The following is a 14,476-nucleotide window of genomic DNA, read 5'->3' as shown; positions in this document are numbered from 1 at the left end:
CCGGCTCAGGGAGTGAAGAACGCCTCGATCGCCGCGGTCAGGGCGACCAGGTCGTCCACGTGGGCGAGCTCGCGCGCCGAGTGCATCGAGAGCAGCGGCACTCCCACGTCGACCGTGGAGATGCCGAGCCGGGTCGCGGTCAGCGGGCCGATCGTGGATCCGCACGGCACCGAGTTGTTCGAGACGAACTCCTGGTACCCGACCCCGGCGCGCTCGCAGACGCCCGCCCACAGCGCCGCACCGCGCGCATCCGTCGCGTAGCGCTGCGTCGCGTTGATCTTGAGCAGCGGCCCCTTCCCGGCGACCGGCTGGTTCGACGGGTCGTGCTTCTCGGAGTAGTTGGGGTGCACGGAGTGGCCGGCGTCGGCCGAGAGGCACCAGGAGGCGGCGATCGCCCGGGCGCGCTCGTCGACACCGGCGCCGAGGGCCGTGCCGATGCGCGAGAGGACGTCCTCGAGGAACGGCCCGCTCGCTCCGGACCGGCTCGCCGAGCCGAGCTCCTCGTGGTCGAAGGCGGCGAGCACGCTGATGTGCGCGGGCGGCGCCGCTAGATCGGCGCTCGCCGCGAGGAGCGCGACGAGGCCGGCATGCACGGAGCTGAGGTCGTCCATCCGCCCGGCGGCGAGGAACATCTCGTCGAGGCCGAAGCGGCGCGGCGCCTGCGTGTCGGCGGTGAGCAGGTCGTAGCCGGCGACGTCGGAGGCGTCGTCGAGCCCGGCGTGCGCGGCGAGCAGCTGGAGCAGGTCGACCTCGGAGGCGTCGCCGATGCCGAACACGGGGACGGTGTGCTTCTGGCGGTCGAGGGTGAGTCCCTCGTTCGCCGTGCGGTCGAGGTGGATCGCGAGCTGCGGGATCCGCAGCAGCGGGCCGGTCCGGAGCAGGCGCGTCGAGCCGTCGCGGGTGACCACGCGCCCGGCCAGCTCGAGCTCGCGGTCGAGCCAGGAGTTGAGCAGCGGGCCGCCGTAGATCTCGACGCCGGCCTGCAGCCAGCCCTTCGAACCGATCGTCGGCCGGGGCTTGAGCATGAAGCCGGGGGAGTCGGTGTGGGCGCCCAGGATGCGGAAGGGCGTGGTCGCCCCGGAGCCCTCGGGCAGGTGCCAGGCGATGATCGCGCCGTCGCGGACGACGTAGTACCGGCCGGGCCCCGCGGGCCACGCCTGCGTCTCGTCCAGCCCCGTGAATCCGGCTCCCTCGAGGCGCCGTGCCGCCTCGGCGGCCGCGTGGTACGAGGAGGGGGAGGCGGTCAGGAACTCGGCGAAGTCGGCGATGTGGTCGTCACGCGTGGTCATCCCTCCAGTGAAGCACGCGGCGCGGCCGGGACGGGGAGGGTGCCGGGGGAGCCCCTGCGGCGGCCGTCACGGCCGGGCAGGGGCGCCCCGGGGCGGAGGGTCAGCGCCGGGTCAGGTCGACGTCGGCCTCGGCGGCGATCGCCTTGATCAGCGCCGAGGCGTTCTCCCCGCCGAAGCCGGCGGCCATCGCCTCGTCGATGTAGTGGCGGGCCGTCGCGACGCCGGGGACGGGCGCGCCGACGCTCTCCGCGTAGGCCTGGATCAGCCCCGCGTCCTTCTGCATCAGCGCGAGGGCGAAGGACGGCGAGTAGTCGCCGGCGAGGACGGACGGACCGACGCCGTCGAAGATCGGCGACTTGAAGTCGGTGACGGCGAGCACCTCCAGCACCTTGTGCAGGTCGAGCCCGCCCTTCTCGGCGAGGGTGAGCGCCTGGCCGAGCGCGAGCAGCTGCGACGCGACGATCAGGTTGCCGACCAGCTTCATCCGCGCACCGGAGCCGCCGGGGCCGATGTGGTGGACGGTCTCGCTGATCGCCTCGAGCACGGGCCGCGCCTCGGCGAAGACCTCGGCGTCGCCTCCCACGACGACCCAGAGCCCGCCCGCCGCGGCCTCGCCCTTCGAGCCGAACACCGGGGCGTCCAGGAAGCGGACGCCGCGGGCGTCGAACGCCGCGCGCTCCTCGTCGCTGCCCTCGGGGCTGATCGTGGACAGGTCGACGACGATCGTCGACGGGTCGACGAGGCCGGCGAGCCCGCCCTCGGCGAGCACGACCTCGCGCACGGCCGTGTCGTCGGCGAAGCAGGAGAGGACGAAGTCCGCGCCCTCCGCCGCGTCGGCGACGGACCCGGCCGTCGCCGCTCCCGCGACCTCGGGGACCGCGCTGCGGTTCCAGACGGTGACGTCGTGCCCCGCCTTCACGAGGTTGTCCGCCATCCCGCGTCCCATGGTCCCCAGTCCGAGGAATCCGATTCTCGCCATCTCAGTGCACCTTCATCTCTGTGTCGGAGGTCGTCTCCGCGGGGAGCTCCGCCCCCTGGTCGGAATTGGCGGCCTTCCAGGACTGGAGGAACCGCAGGTAGGCGGTGGCTCCGGGGTCCTGCAGGCCGATGCTGCGGTCCTGCAGCCACGACGCACGGCCGCGGCGGGACTGCAGCTCCTTCGAGCTGATCACGCCCTGCTCGGCGGCCGCGATCGCCGCGTCGAGGGCGGCGGGGCCGGGCTCCGACGTGCGCAGCGCCTCCGCCGCGGGGAACATCGCGTCGAGGATCGTCTTGTCGCCCACCTGCGACTTGCCCCGCTGGCTGATCGACTCGGCGGCCGCGAGCGCGAAGGCGCTGACGTCGTCGGAGCCGATGGTGGCGGCGTCGCCCCAGACCCGGGAGCCGGCGAGCAGCGCGCCCGCGACGAGCGCGGCCATCGTCGACGGGTTCGCATTGGCGAAGGCCTTGGCGCAGGCGAGCACGACCTCGGTCGGCGTCGCCGTGTCCGGGAGCAGCGCGAGCGCCTCGCGGGCGGCCTTGGCGCCGAGCGACACCGTGATGCCCAGGTCGCCGTCGCCGAGCGCCTGGTCCAGGTCCCCGAGCTCGTCGGCGTGCTCGGGGAAGACGACCAGGCACTTCGCGATCGCGGAGCTGAGTTCGGTTCCGTTCATCGTGATCAGACCTCTCGGAAGAAGGGGGACTGGGCGGGGGCGTTCAGCAGCTCGAGACGCGCGTCGTCGAGGGCGAGGAGCGAGATCGACGCTCCGGCCATCTCGAGGCTGGTCGCGTACTCGCCGATGTAGTTCTTCGCGACGGTGACGCCGCGCTCGGCGAGGAGCCCGTGGACCCGCCGGTAGAGCAGGTACAGCTCCTCGAGGGGAGTGGCGCCCATGCCGTTGACGAGCACGGCCACGCGGTCGCCCTCGCCGATGCCGAGGTCGGCGACGAGCCGCTCCGTGAGGTGCTCGGCGATGCTGTCCGCCGACTCGAGGGCGCCGCGGTGGATGCCGGGCTCGCCGTGGATCCCGATCCCGATCTCCATCTCGTCCTCGGCCAGCTCGAAGCTCGGCTTGGCCGTCATCGGGAGGATCGTCGGGGAGAGGCCCACTCCCATGGTCGCCGTGTGCTCGATGACGTCCTCGGCGACGGCCGCGACCTCGTCGAGCGAGTCCCCGCGCTCGGCGGCGGCGCCGGCCGCCTTGAACGCGAAGAAGATCCCGGCGACTCCGCGGCGGTCCGCGGCGCGCTCCTTCGGCTGGCTCGCGACGTCGTCGCGTCCGAGGGCGGTCAGCGTGCGGATCCCCTCGAGCTCGGCCATGTCGACCGAGAGGTCGAAGTTGAAGACGTCGCCGCCGTAGTTGCCGTACAGGTAGAGGACGCCGGCGCCGCCGTCGACGGCCTTGGTCGCCTCCAGGATCTGCGCGGACGACGGCGAGGAGAACACGTTGCCGATGGCGACCGCGTCGCACAGCCCCGTGCCGACGTAGCCCTTGAACAGCGGCAGGTGGCCGGAGCCGCCGCCCGTGACGATCCCGACCTTCCCCGCGACGGGGGCGTCGGCGCGGGCGAGGATCCGCAGGTCGGTGCCCGGCGTCTTCACCAGGGTCGGGTGGGCGAGCAGGATGCCCTCGACGAACTCGTCGACGAAGTCCTTCGGCTCGTTGATGATCTTCTTCACTGGTGCTCCGTTCTGGTGGACGCGTCCACGGTGGGCCGCGCGGGCGCGGGAGGGGTCGGGGCCGTCGCCCGCTGCCGGCGCGGCCGGTTCGCGGTGACGGAGTCGAGGACCATGACGGCGATGAGGAGGACGCCCTGGGCGATGGCGTACTCGTAGGAGGTCAGCCGCAGAGCGGTGAATCCGCTCGAGACGACCTGGAGGGTGAGCGTGGCGAGCACGACTCCGGCGACCGAGGCGAAGCCGCCCGACGGGTTCGTCCCTCCCAGCACCGCGATGACGATGACGAGCAGCACGTACGAGGAGCCGTAATCGGCGGACGCGGTGGGATTGCGGGCGAGGAACAGCACCCCGGCGCCGCCGGCGAGCAGCCCGCCGATCATGTAGCTGCGCGAGAGGACGCTGACGCTGCGGATGCCCGAGAAGCGCGCGGCCTCGGGGTTCGCTCCCTCCAGCTGCACCTTGCGGCCGAGGGAGGTCGTGTTGATCAGCAGGGCGACCGCGACGGCCACCACGAGCAGCACGAGGAACAGCACCGGGACGGGCCCGACGGCCATCATGCCGAAGGTCGTCAGGGCCGACGGTGCTCCGTAGAGCGTGGTCCCGCCGGTCCACACCACCGCGATGCCGTTGAGGATCTGCATGGTGCCGAGGGTCGCCAGGATCGGGGTGATCCCGACGACGCTCACGAGGAATCCGTTGAGGGCGCCGCAGAGGACTCCGACGACCAGGCCCGCGAGGACGATCGGCACGGTCATCGCCTCCGCGGCGGCGGGGTCGGCGGCGGCGACCTGGGAGTAGATCGTCGCCATCGTCACCGCCGACAGGTTGGCGATCGCCACGAGGGAGAGGTCGATGCCGCCCGTGAGCATGGCGAGCATCATCGCGATGGCGATCACGCCGATCTCGGGAGCCGCGACGCCGATGTTCTGCAGGTTGAGCGGGCTGAGGAACACGCGGGGGTTGGCGATCGCGAAGATCGCGACCGCGACGACGAGCGCGATGAGCATCCGGCCCGTCCCGCGGTTGCCCGCGGCGCGTCCGACGACACCGCGGGTGAACGCGTCGAGGCGGTCGTTCATGCGCCGAGCCGGGTGCTCGGAGGTGGTCCGGGATCCGTCGGTCATGATGCGACCCTCGCGCTCTCTCGTTCGTGGCTCACGTCGTCGTCGACGGGCCGGACCCGCTTCGCCTTGCGGCGCGCGGCGATCGCCTGCACGCCGACTCCGACGATCAGCAGGACTCCGACCGCGGCGCGCAGCCAGGCGCTGGGGACGCCGGCGAGCAGCAGGCTGTTGTTGATCACCTGGATCAGGACGACGCCCAGCACCGTGCCGAGCACCGACCCGCGGCCGCCGAAGATCGACGCGCCGCCGAGGACGACCGCGGCGATGATGTCGAGCTCGTCGCCCACCAGGTCCTGCGGGTTCGCGCTGCGGCCGAGGACCATGTGCGCGATCCCGGCCAGGGCGGCGAGGACGCCGACGAGGACGTAGACCGAGAGCTGGGTCCTGACCACGCGGAAGCCCGCCCGGCGGGCGGCCTCGATGTCGCCGCCGATCGCGTAGAGCGAGCGTCCGAACATCGTGCGCGTCAGCATCAGCCAGACCACGACCGCGAGCACGACGGCGAGCAGCGTCATCAGGTGGAGGGCCGCGCGGCCGCCCGAGGTCGCCACGTCGACGACGTTGACCGAGGAGAGCGCCGCGAGCGACGGGGGCAGCTGCGCGTAGTACTGGGCGCCGACGAAGGTGTACATCACCCCGACGAACACACCCTGCGTGCCGAGCGTGACGATCAGCGTGGGAAGCCGGAACCGCGCGATCACGAAGCCGTTGACCAGGCCGAGCACCGCGCCGATCACCACGGCCATCGCGATGATCGCGAGCGCGGGGAGGTCCTGCCCGGTGGCGAGGGTGACGCTGACCGCCGTGTAGGCCGAGAAGATCGCGACGGCCGCGAACGAGACGTCGATGCCTCCGGAGACGATGACGATCAGGACCGCGAGCGCGAAGATCAGCGGCACGGTGGCGCTGCGGAGGATCGACAGACCCGTCGTCGCGCTGAAGAAGACCGGGTTCACGGCCGTCATGACGATCACGAGGGCGACCAGGACCAGGGCGAGGACGCCCTCGTTGTTCGCGCCTCGGAGGGATCGGAGCGTGGACACGTCAGACCGCCATTCTGTTCTGGAGGTTCTCGGCGGTGATCTCGTCGCCGCGGAGCTCGTGGGCGATGCGGCCGCGGGCGACGACCAGCACGCGATGGCAGCAGGCGACCAGCTCGGGGGCGTCGTCCGAGATCACGACGACGGCCATCCCGCGGGCGGCCTCGCGCCGCAGCAGCTCGAGGATCTGCGACTTGGAGCCGACGTCGACTCCGACCGTGGGTCCGTTGAGGATCAGCACCTTCGGGTCGGTCGCCAGCCACTTCGCGATCACCACGCGCTGCGCGTTCCCTCCCGAGAGGGAGCGGACGGGCGCCTGGGGGTTCGGGGCCTTGATGGACAGCTCGGCGAAGAGCCGGTCGATGGTCGCGCGGATCCTCCGCTTGTCGAGCGAGCGCCACGGCGTGCGGTGCGCGTCGAGGGAGCCCGCGATGATGTTGTCCGCGATCGGCTTCTCTAGGAAGAGGCCCTGCGAGAGGCGGTCCTCCGGCACGTAGCCGATCCCGGCGCGGACGGCGTCGCGGATGCTCCGCACCGCGGTGGGCGCTCCGTCCACGGCGATGATCCCGGAGGCGGCGGGCTGGGAGCCGAAGACGGCCTCCGCGATCTCGGTGCGGCCCGAGCCCAGGAGCCCGGTGATGCCGAGGATCTCGCCCGGGCGCACCGAGAACGAGACGTCGTGGAAGGCGCCGGGGCGGGAGAGGCCGACGACCTCGAGCATCGGGGGCGCCGACTCGTCGAGCGTGCTCACGATCCGCGACTCGTCGAGCTCGCGGCCGGTCATGTGCTCGGCGATGGAGCGGCGGTCGAAGTCGGCGACGGGGCCGCTGGTGACCACGCGGCCGGAGCGCATGATCGTCACCCGCTGCGAGATCTCGAGGACCTCCTCGAGCTTGTGCGAGACGAACGCGAGCGCGACGCCGCGGCTGCGCAGCCGCTCCACGATCGTGAACAGCCGCGCCACCTCGGTGTGCGTCAGCGCGGTGGTGGGCTCGTCCATGATGATGACGCGCGCGTCGTTGACGAGGGCGCGGCAGATCGCGGTGAGCTGCTTGTCGGCGACCGAGAGGTCGGCGACGTCGGCGTCGAGGTCCAGGTCGAGCTGCAGCTCGTCGACGATGGCCTTCGCCCGGGGGCGCGCGGTGCCGGCGCGGTAGAGGCGGTGCTTCGCCGCGACGGCCGAGGTCAGCACGATGTTCTCGGCGACCGTGAGGTTGGGGAAGAGCGAGAAGTCCTGATAGATGACCTGGATCCCGCTCGTGATCGCGGACGTGGTGTCCATCCGGGAGCGGGTGTCCCCGTCGATGGAGATCTCGCCCGCATCGGGGCGCTCGGCCCCGGAGATGATCTTGATCAGGGTGGACTTGCCGCAGCCGTTCTCGCCGGCGAGGCAGTGCACCTCGCCGGGGATCAGGTCGAGCGAGACGCCGTCGAGGGCGGTGACGCCGCCGAATCGCTTGGTGATGCCGCGGGCGCTGAGGATCGGGGCAATGGTGCCGGGGGGAGCGTCGGTCATCGTCGACCTTCCTGAGGGTGCTCCGGGGCGCGCGGGCGGCGCGCCCCGGAGCGGGGGTGGAGGGGGATCAGAAGTCGTACTGCGCGGCGGTCTCCGCGTCGGCCGCGACGGACGCGTTCCCGACGAAGACGTTGTCGAACCCGTCGAGCTTCTTGAGCGAGTCGTAGCCCTCGACGCCGAGGTCGGTGCCCTCGGTGATCTCGCCGCCGTCGGCGAGGATCTTCGCGATCGACAGCTGGGCCTCACCGGCGAGGGCCGGGTCCCAGAAGAAGATCTTGTCGATGGAGCCGTCGGCCAGGTACTGGTTGGCCACCGACGGGATCGAGGTGCCCATCACGCACACCTGGTCCTGGAGGCCCGCCTCCTGCACCGCGCGCGCGATGCCGGGGACGTCGTTGCCGGCGGAGCCCTGGAAGCCCGCGATGTCGGGGTACTTCGCGAGGATCTCCTTCGCGCGCTCGTACGCGGTCTCCTGGTTGTCGGTGCTCTCGATGGGGGTCTCGACGCGGGTCATGCCGGGGGAGTCGGCCTGCTGCGTCTCGTACGCCGCCTCGACCCACTCCATGTGCGTCTTCGCGGTCAGCCCGCCGACGAACTGGACGTACTTCCCCTCGCCGCCCATGCACTCCGAGAGGTTGTCCATGATCTCGGAGCCGTAGGACGCGTTGTCGAAGGCCTCGATGTCGACGTCGACGTTCTCGATGCCGGACGCCTCGTGCGAGACGACGATGATGCCCTGCTGGCGGGCCTGGGCGAGCACGTTGCTGAGCGACTCGGGCGAGTTCGGGACGACCGTGATGGCCGTCGGGCGCTGCGCGATCAGGTCCTGCACGATCGCGGTCTGCTTCTCGGGGCTGACGTCGTCGGCGCCCTCCTGGCGGGCGTCGATCCCGGTCTCGTCGGCGAAGTCCTGCACGCCGACGGCCATGCGCTGGAACCACGGGATGGTCTGCGCCTTGACGACGGTCACCATGACCATCTCGCCGGGGGCGGCCGAGCCTCCGCTGCCGGCGGCGGTGTCGGAGCCGGCGCCGACGGTCGTGCATCCGGTGAGGAGGATTGCGGCGCCCGCTGCGAGCGTCATGCCTCGGAAAAGTCGAGAGCGGTCCATTCGTTGACTCCTTCGTGAACGAGAGGATGGTGGCCGTTCGGCCCTCATCCGGTGCGGTGTTCTGACGCTGCTGTGTCGGAATCCGTCGCAGGAGCCCGACGCTAATCGCTGATCGAGCACTCCGTCAAGCGATAACGCGCAGATGGCTGCACTCTTTCGCGCATGGGGCGTGGGAAGCGCGCGAATCGCGCATCCAGGGCGCAGACGGTGCGTTCGACCGCGTAGATCCGCCGCGCACCCGGCGGTCGGGACGCGCAGCCGCCCGCGCATGCGCGCAATCTGCGCGTTTCCGCGCGCCGTCTGCGCCTCCTCCCCGCTCCGCCCCGTAGCCTCGACGGAGGCGAGACCAGGATCGAGGTGTGGGATGTCCCGTCAAGCAGAGATCGTCGACGCCCTCCAGGACGGCGGCTTCCAGTCGGTGCGAGACCTCGCGGAGCGGTTCGACGTCACTCCGTCGACCATCCGTCGCGACCTCGAGCGGCTCGAGGCGATGGACCTGGTCAAGCGCACGCACGGAGGCGCGATCCCGGTGAAGCAGTCCGAGACTCCGCACCACTTCAAGGAGGAGCTGCACCGCAGCGAGAAGGCGGCGATCGGGCGGGCGATGGCCGAGCGCGTCCTCGAGGGGCAGACGATCCTCCTCGACGGGGGCACCACGACGCTCGAGGTCGCGCGACACCTCGAGAACCAGCGCCTCACCGTCGTGACCGGCGACCTGCGGGTCGCCCTCGCCGTCGCCCGCAAGCAGACGATCCACCTCGTCTTCATCGGCGGCGAGCTCCTGCCGAACGCCTTCTCGATGTGGGGGCCGACCTCGGTGCAGCAGCTCTCGAACCTGCGGGTGGACGTCGCGATCTTCGGCGCCGACACCGTGGGCGACGACGGCATCTACAGCACCACGAGCTACGAGCTCGAGCTCAAGCGGCTGATGATGGCGTCCGCGCGCGAGGCGTTCTTCGTCGCCGACAGCTCGAAGTTCGGGCGGGAGGCGCTGTTCAAGGTCTTCGGCACGGAGGACTTCACCGCGGGGATCACCGACAGCCTGCTCGACCCGCTGCGGGCGTCGCACTTCCCCGTGCCGCTCATCCAGGCGTCGATCCTCCCGCCCGACGGGAGACGCGCCTAGCCGCGAGGCCCGCGTCTCTGCGGGACGGAGGCGCCGTCGTCCCCGCGGCGGGACGGCGCCCGTCACTCCTGTGGTGGAAGCGCGGCCGTCACTCCTGCTCGCCCGTCACTCCTGCGCGCCCGTCACTCCTGCGCGGCCGCCGCGAGGGCGCGGTCGAGCCAGTCCGCGAGCAGCAGGCGCTCCGCGGGCGTGAGGCCGGCGAGCTCCGGTGCGAGGGCCCGGACGCCGACGAGGGCGGTGAGCCGCCCGCCGTCGCCGGGGGAGGGCGGGTCGGCGAGGATCCCCGCGAGCACGCTGTCGAGCGCGGCATCGGCGAGACCGGGGTCGCGGTCGGCGGCGGGGGTGGAGAGCAGGGTGGTGACCACGCCGGTGCCCGCCGCCTGGATGAGGCCGACGGCGCGCTCCTCCGGCACGCGGAGGCGGCCCTCGGCGGCCACGCGCTGCACGCGGGCGGCGAGGACCCGCCGCCCGGAGAGGGCGGCCGGCGATCCGGAGGCGCGGCCCGGATCGCTGAGGAGGCGGAAGAGCGCGGGGTTGGCCAGGCCGAACTCCACCTGCGCGGCCCAGCCCGCGCGCAGGTCCTCGACCGGGTCGACGCCCCCGGCGACGGCCGCCTCGACCGTCCGCGCTTTGGAGTCGACCCAGGTGGCCAGCACGTGCTCCGCGACCGCCTCGAGCAGGCCGTCCTTGTCGCCGAAGAGGCGGTAGATCGCCGGGGCCTGCAGCCCGGCCGCCTGGGCGACCGCTCGCGTGGTGACGGCGGCGGGGCCCTCGTCGCGGAGGAGGCCGGCGGCCGCCTCGACGATGCGCAGGCGCGTGTCGGTCGGAGGAGTGGGGCTGGTCACGTATCGACGGTAGCGCACGGTTGCTATCGGCGGAATTCCGTGGTTATCTTCCTCGTGGTATCGCTGATACCCCTCATCGGAAGGCTCTCCCCATGATCATCGTGACCGGTGCCACCGGCGCTCTGAACGGCTCCACCGTCGACCACCTCCTCGACTCCGTCCCCGCCTCCGGGATCGCCGTCGTCGCCCGCGACGCCTCGAAGACCGCCCGCTTCACGGAGCGCGGAGTGGAGGTGCGCGTCGGCGACTACGCCGACCCCGCCTCCCTCCCGGCCGCCTTCGACGGAGCGGATCAGCTGCTCCTCGTCTCCTCGAGCGATCCGCGGGCCGACGCCGTCGCCCTGCACCGCACCGCCATCGAGGCGGCCGTCGCGGTCGGAGTCGGACGGGTCCTCTACACGAGCCACCAGGGCGCCGCCGCCGACACCCCCTTCGGCCCGGGCCGGGACCACGCGGCGACCGAGCGCCTGCTCGCCGAGTCCGGACTCGCCTGGACGTCGCTCCGCAACGGCTTCTACGCGCACAGCCTGGGCCTCTTCCTCGGACCGTGGCGGGAGATCGGCGTGATCGAGGTCCCCTCGGACGGTCGCGTCTCGTGGACGGCCCGCGAGGACGAGTCGGAGGCGGCCGCCCGGCTCCTCCTCTCGGGGAGCCCGCAGGACGGGCCGATCATGCTGACCGCGACGGAGGCTCCGACGTTCGAGGAGATCGCCGGGATCGCGGCCGAGGTCGGCGGGCGACCCGTCGAGCTGCGCGTCCTCGGCGACGACGAGTGGGTCGCCGCGCGCGTCGCGGCGGGTCAGCCCGAGTTCCTCGTGCGCTTCACCCTCGGGATGCACCAGGCGGCCGAGCGCGGCTTCTTCGCGGGCACCGGCCCCGAGCTCGGGCGCCTCCTCGGACGCGAGCCGCGCAGCGTCCGCGACCTGCTCGAAGCCGGACCGGCAGCCGTCACCGGATGACGCCGGGCGGGCCGTCCCGGGCCCGCCCGCGCGCCGCGGCACCGCGCCGTCCGCCGAGGCGCCGCCGAGGGAGCGGTGCCTCGGCGTCAGGGCGGTGTCCCGACTCCCTCCGCACGACGACGGGAGCCCGCCGCACCGGTGAGGTGCGACGGGCTCCCGGGGAGTGCCGTGCGTCAGCCGCAGCTGCGCGCGCTGTACGGCGCGGTGGCCGTGGCCGTGACGGTCTTGCCGCCGACCGTGGCCGTGCCGGTGACCGTCGCCTCGCCCGCGGCGAGCTGCGTCGAGCGCACCGTGAACGCGGCGGAGCCGGAGGCGCCCGGCTTCACGCCGGCGATCGTCTTCACGCCCTCGGGGGTGCTGATCGAGACGTCCATGGGCACCGTGTCGCCGTTCCTGCCGACGACCGTCAGCACGACCTTGCCGGCGACGCAGCGCGACGTGGCGGTCGCGCTCACCTTCAGCGAGGACTGCACGGTGACCGTGACCTGCACCGGCATGCGCGACGCGTCCTGCGCGACGCCCGAGACCGTGAAGGTCCCGGCCGTGGCGTAGGCGGCGGGCGCGACGGCGTCCCAGGCCACGTCGACCGTGCTGGTGGTGCCGGCGGCGGTCCTGATCGTGGCGCGGGGCAGGACCGGCGCGGTGCCGGCCGTGGTCGTCGCGGTCAGCGGAGCGACCGAGGCGACGGCCAGGCCGGGGGCGTAGCCCTCGAGCACCTTCTGGTACTCGGAGCGCGTCACCGGGATGACCGTGCCGTGGCGCGGCTTGCCGCCGTCGGCGTTCTGCGGCAGGCCCGTGCGGAGCTTCGCTCCGAGCGGCTGCCAGGAGTCGCCGTTCGCGAGGTCGTCGGTGCCGAACGGGATGTAGTGGTTCGGCCCGTCGTGGTAGTTCGGCTGGTCGATGAAGAGGAACCAGTCGAGGCCGTTCACGTCGCCCTCGTTGGCGGGGAAGACGTTGGGGCCCTCACCGCTGGTGAAGGTCTTCCCGGGCTCGCCGTTGGGCAGGCCCGAGGCCACCTTCTCCTTGACCAGCGACCACTCGTCCGCCGGTCCACCGGTGCCGGGCAGCGAGCCCGAGACGGTGGCCAGCAGGTCGGTGCTCTTCTCCTCGCGGAGGGTCATCGACGCCTCGTCCTTGGTGAAGCGGTAGTAGGTGTCGCCGTCCTTCGCGACCGTCGAGTCGATGGTGCCCTTGCCGGCGCCGCGCTTGACGTCGATCCACGGCTTCGCCTCCGAGAAGGAGGTGAAGTCCTCGGTCGTCGCGTACATCATCTGGTTGTAGGTGACGGAGGCGCGGTCGGCCGTGTTCGTGGTCGGGTACATGTTCGAGGCCCAGAACACGACGTAGGTCTGGAGCTCGTCGTCCCAGTACGCCTCGGGGGCCCAGGTGTTGCCGGCGAAGTCGGTGGAGACCTTGACGTGGCGCTGAGCGGACCAGTTCACCAGGTCGGTCGACTCCCAGACCTCGATGTACTTCGAGCCCGACTTCTGCGCGGTGTCGAAGCCGCCGGGGAGCCCGTCGATCTTCAGGTCGGTGGCGAGCATGAAGAACTTGTCGCCCTCGTGCGAGCGGATGATGAACGGGTCGCGCAGGCCCATCGTCCCCAGGTTCGAGGTGAAGACCGGCTTGCCGCCGTTCAGCGTGTTCCAGCTCAGCGCGTCGTTGCCCTTCGAGGCGGCGAGGCTGATGCGCTCGGCGCCGTCGCCCTCTCCGGTGAAGAACGCCCAGACGTACGCCTCGGTGTCGTCGGTGCCGGCGGGGAGCGGCTGCACCCGGAGGGTGAAGTCGCGGGTCCGGGTGGTGGATCCGCTGGTCGCGGTCGCGCGGACGACCACGTCGATCGCGGGGCTCCCGGTCGCGGGGCGGTCGACGTCGATGGTGCGGGTGCCGGCGGCGCTGCCGTCGCGGACGGTCGCTCCGCTCGGGCTGACGACGCTCCAGGCGATGCTCGAGCCGAGCGTGCCGGTGGTGGGCACCGAGACGTTCGTCCGGATGTCGCCGACGTTCGGGATGGCGATCGCGGCGAGGTCGCGCTGGACCTTCGTCGCGTCGTCCAGCTGCGCGGCGACGCGCACCGCGTAGTCGACCGAGCGGGTCTCGGTGCCGACCCTGTAGGTGGCGGTGAGGGTGGCGGTGGCGTCCGGCTGCCCCGCGGCGGGGCGCGTGACGGTCGCGGTGCCGCCGGTGATGGCCACGGCCGCGCTGTTCGACGTCCAGGTGATGCCGACGCCGCTGGCGGTGGTGGGCACCGTGAAGCCGGCGGTCGCCTCCGTGGGCACCGTGACCGACGCGACGGCGCGGTCGAGGGCCTGCGAGGAGTAGAGCGCCTGCACGGAGCTGCTGCTGAGGGCGCTGTCGTAGACGGCGAAGTCGTCCATCTCGCCGTTCCAGCCCGGGTCGTTGTAGGTCGAGCGCGCGATGTACGCGACGAGCGACGGGCCGAACGAGGAGACGTCGCGGGCGATCGTGCTCTGCGAGATCTGCGCGCCGTTGACGTACACGGTGAGCTTGCCGGTCGAGCCGTCGATGACGGTCGTGTAGAGCGAGAGGCCCGAGGGGGTGCGCGCGCCGACGGTCGGGGTGCCCGTCGCTCCGGCGCCGACCTCGGTGTTGTAGGGAGCGCCCGCGCTGACCGAGTTGGTGACGACCGACTTGGTGTAGCCGGAGAGGTTGCTCGGGTTGAGCAGCCAGTAGCCGGAGGAGAACGAGGCGCCGGAGGCGACGGGCGCTCCGACGAACGCGGCGGCGACGTTGCCGGTCCCGCCCTTGTGGGCGAGCCAGGTCGAGAAGGTCAGGTCCTTCTTGCC

General features: G+C 72.1%; 12 protein-coding genes. 2 read left to right on the top strand and 10 right to left on the bottom strand.

Annotated elements, in window-relative coordinates; translation table 11 throughout:
* Positions 1-5 precede the first annotated feature (5 nt).
* The 8 genes from C5C82_RS07335 to C5C82_RS07300 form a co-directional block, all read right to left on the bottom strand.
* Positions 6-1,289 (bottom strand): M18 family aminopeptidase, encoded by a 1,284-nt coding sequence (locus C5C82_RS07335; RefSeq protein ID WP_104295135.1) that lies wholly within the window; start codon positions 1,287-1,289, stop codon positions 6-8.
* 100 nt (positions 1,290-1,389) lie between these two features.
* Positions 1,390-2,268, bottom strand: a complete 879-nt coding sequence (locus C5C82_RS07330) for an NAD(P)-dependent oxidoreductase (protein ID WP_104295136.1) — start codon at positions 2,266-2,268, stop codon at positions 1,390-1,392.
* 1 nt (position 2,269) lies between these two features.
* Positions 2,270-2,941: a DAK2 domain-containing protein gene (locus C5C82_RS07325; RefSeq protein WP_104295137.1), complete on the bottom strand. Its 672-nt coding sequence runs from the start codon at positions 2,939-2,941 to the stop codon at positions 2,270-2,272.
* 5 nt (positions 2,942-2,946) lie between these two features.
* Positions 2,947-3,948, bottom strand: coding sequence for a dihydroxyacetone kinase subunit DhaK (locus tag C5C82_RS07320; RefSeq protein WP_104238142.1), 1,002 nt, complete (start codon positions 3,946-3,948; stop codon positions 2,947-2,949).
* Entirely contained in the window at positions 3,945-5,072 is a 1,128-nt protein-coding gene (locus C5C82_RS07315; protein ID WP_244229523.1) for an ABC transporter permease, read from the bottom strand. Before C5C82_RS07315 ends, C5C82_RS07320 begins: the two co-directional genes overlap by 4 nt.
* Positions 5,069-6,115, bottom strand: a complete 1,047-nt coding sequence (locus C5C82_RS07310) for an ABC transporter permease (protein ID WP_244229522.1) — start codon at positions 6,113-6,115, stop codon at positions 5,069-5,071. The genes C5C82_RS07315 and C5C82_RS07310 overlap by 4 nt, the downstream gene beginning before the upstream one ends.
* Before the next feature lies 1 nt (position 6,116).
* Positions 6,117-7,628 (bottom strand): sugar ABC transporter ATP-binding protein, encoded by a 1,512-nt coding sequence (locus C5C82_RS07305; protein WP_104238143.1) that lies wholly within the window; start codon positions 7,626-7,628, stop codon positions 6,117-6,119.
* Positions 7,629-7,695: 67 nt separating this feature from the next.
* Positions 7,696-8,712 carry an autoinducer 2 ABC transporter substrate-binding protein gene (locus C5C82_RS07300; protein ID WP_258060406.1) on the bottom strand — a complete coding sequence of 339 codons (1,017 nt, stop codon included), beginning with the start codon at positions 8,710-8,712 and terminating at the stop codon, positions 7,696-7,698.
* Between the two features lie 391 nt (positions 8,713-9,103).
* Here C5C82_RS07300 and C5C82_RS07295 point away from each other — a divergent pair, with 391 nt between their 5' ends.
* Complete coding sequence (locus C5C82_RS07295; RefSeq protein ID WP_104238145.1) at positions 9,104-9,865, top strand: DeoR/GlpR family DNA-binding transcription regulator; 762 nt, start codon at positions 9,104-9,106, stop codon at positions 9,863-9,865.
* A 122-nt stretch (positions 9,866-9,987) separates the two neighbouring features.
* Here C5C82_RS07295 and C5C82_RS07290 read toward each other — a convergent pair whose 3' ends face one another.
* Entirely contained in the window at positions 9,988-10,710 is a 723-nt protein-coding gene (locus C5C82_RS07290; RefSeq protein ID WP_104238146.1) for a TetR/AcrR family transcriptional regulator, read from the bottom strand.
* 92 nt (positions 10,711-10,802) lie between these two features.
* Between C5C82_RS07290 and C5C82_RS07285 the strand changes: the two genes are divergently transcribed.
* Complete coding sequence (locus tag C5C82_RS07285) at positions 10,803-11,669, top strand: NAD(P)H-binding protein (RefSeq protein ID WP_104354862.1); 867 nt, start codon at positions 10,803-10,805, stop codon at positions 11,667-11,669.
* A gap of 173 nt (positions 11,670-11,842) precedes the next feature.
* Here C5C82_RS07285 and C5C82_RS07280 read toward each other — a convergent pair.
* Positions 11,843-14,476, bottom strand: a 2,634-nt coding sequence (locus tag C5C82_RS07280; protein ID WP_104354861.1) for an immunoglobulin-like domain-containing protein, incomplete at its 5' end; no start/stop codon positions are given.

This window comes from Rathayibacter sp. AY1D5 (assembly GCF_002932515.1).
Lineage (GTDB): Bacteria > Actinomycetota > Actinomycetes > Actinomycetales > Microbacteriaceae > Rathayibacter.
The sequence above is the reverse complement of the archived record's forward strand: the minus strand, read 5'-3'. Positions and strand labels throughout refer to the sequence as shown.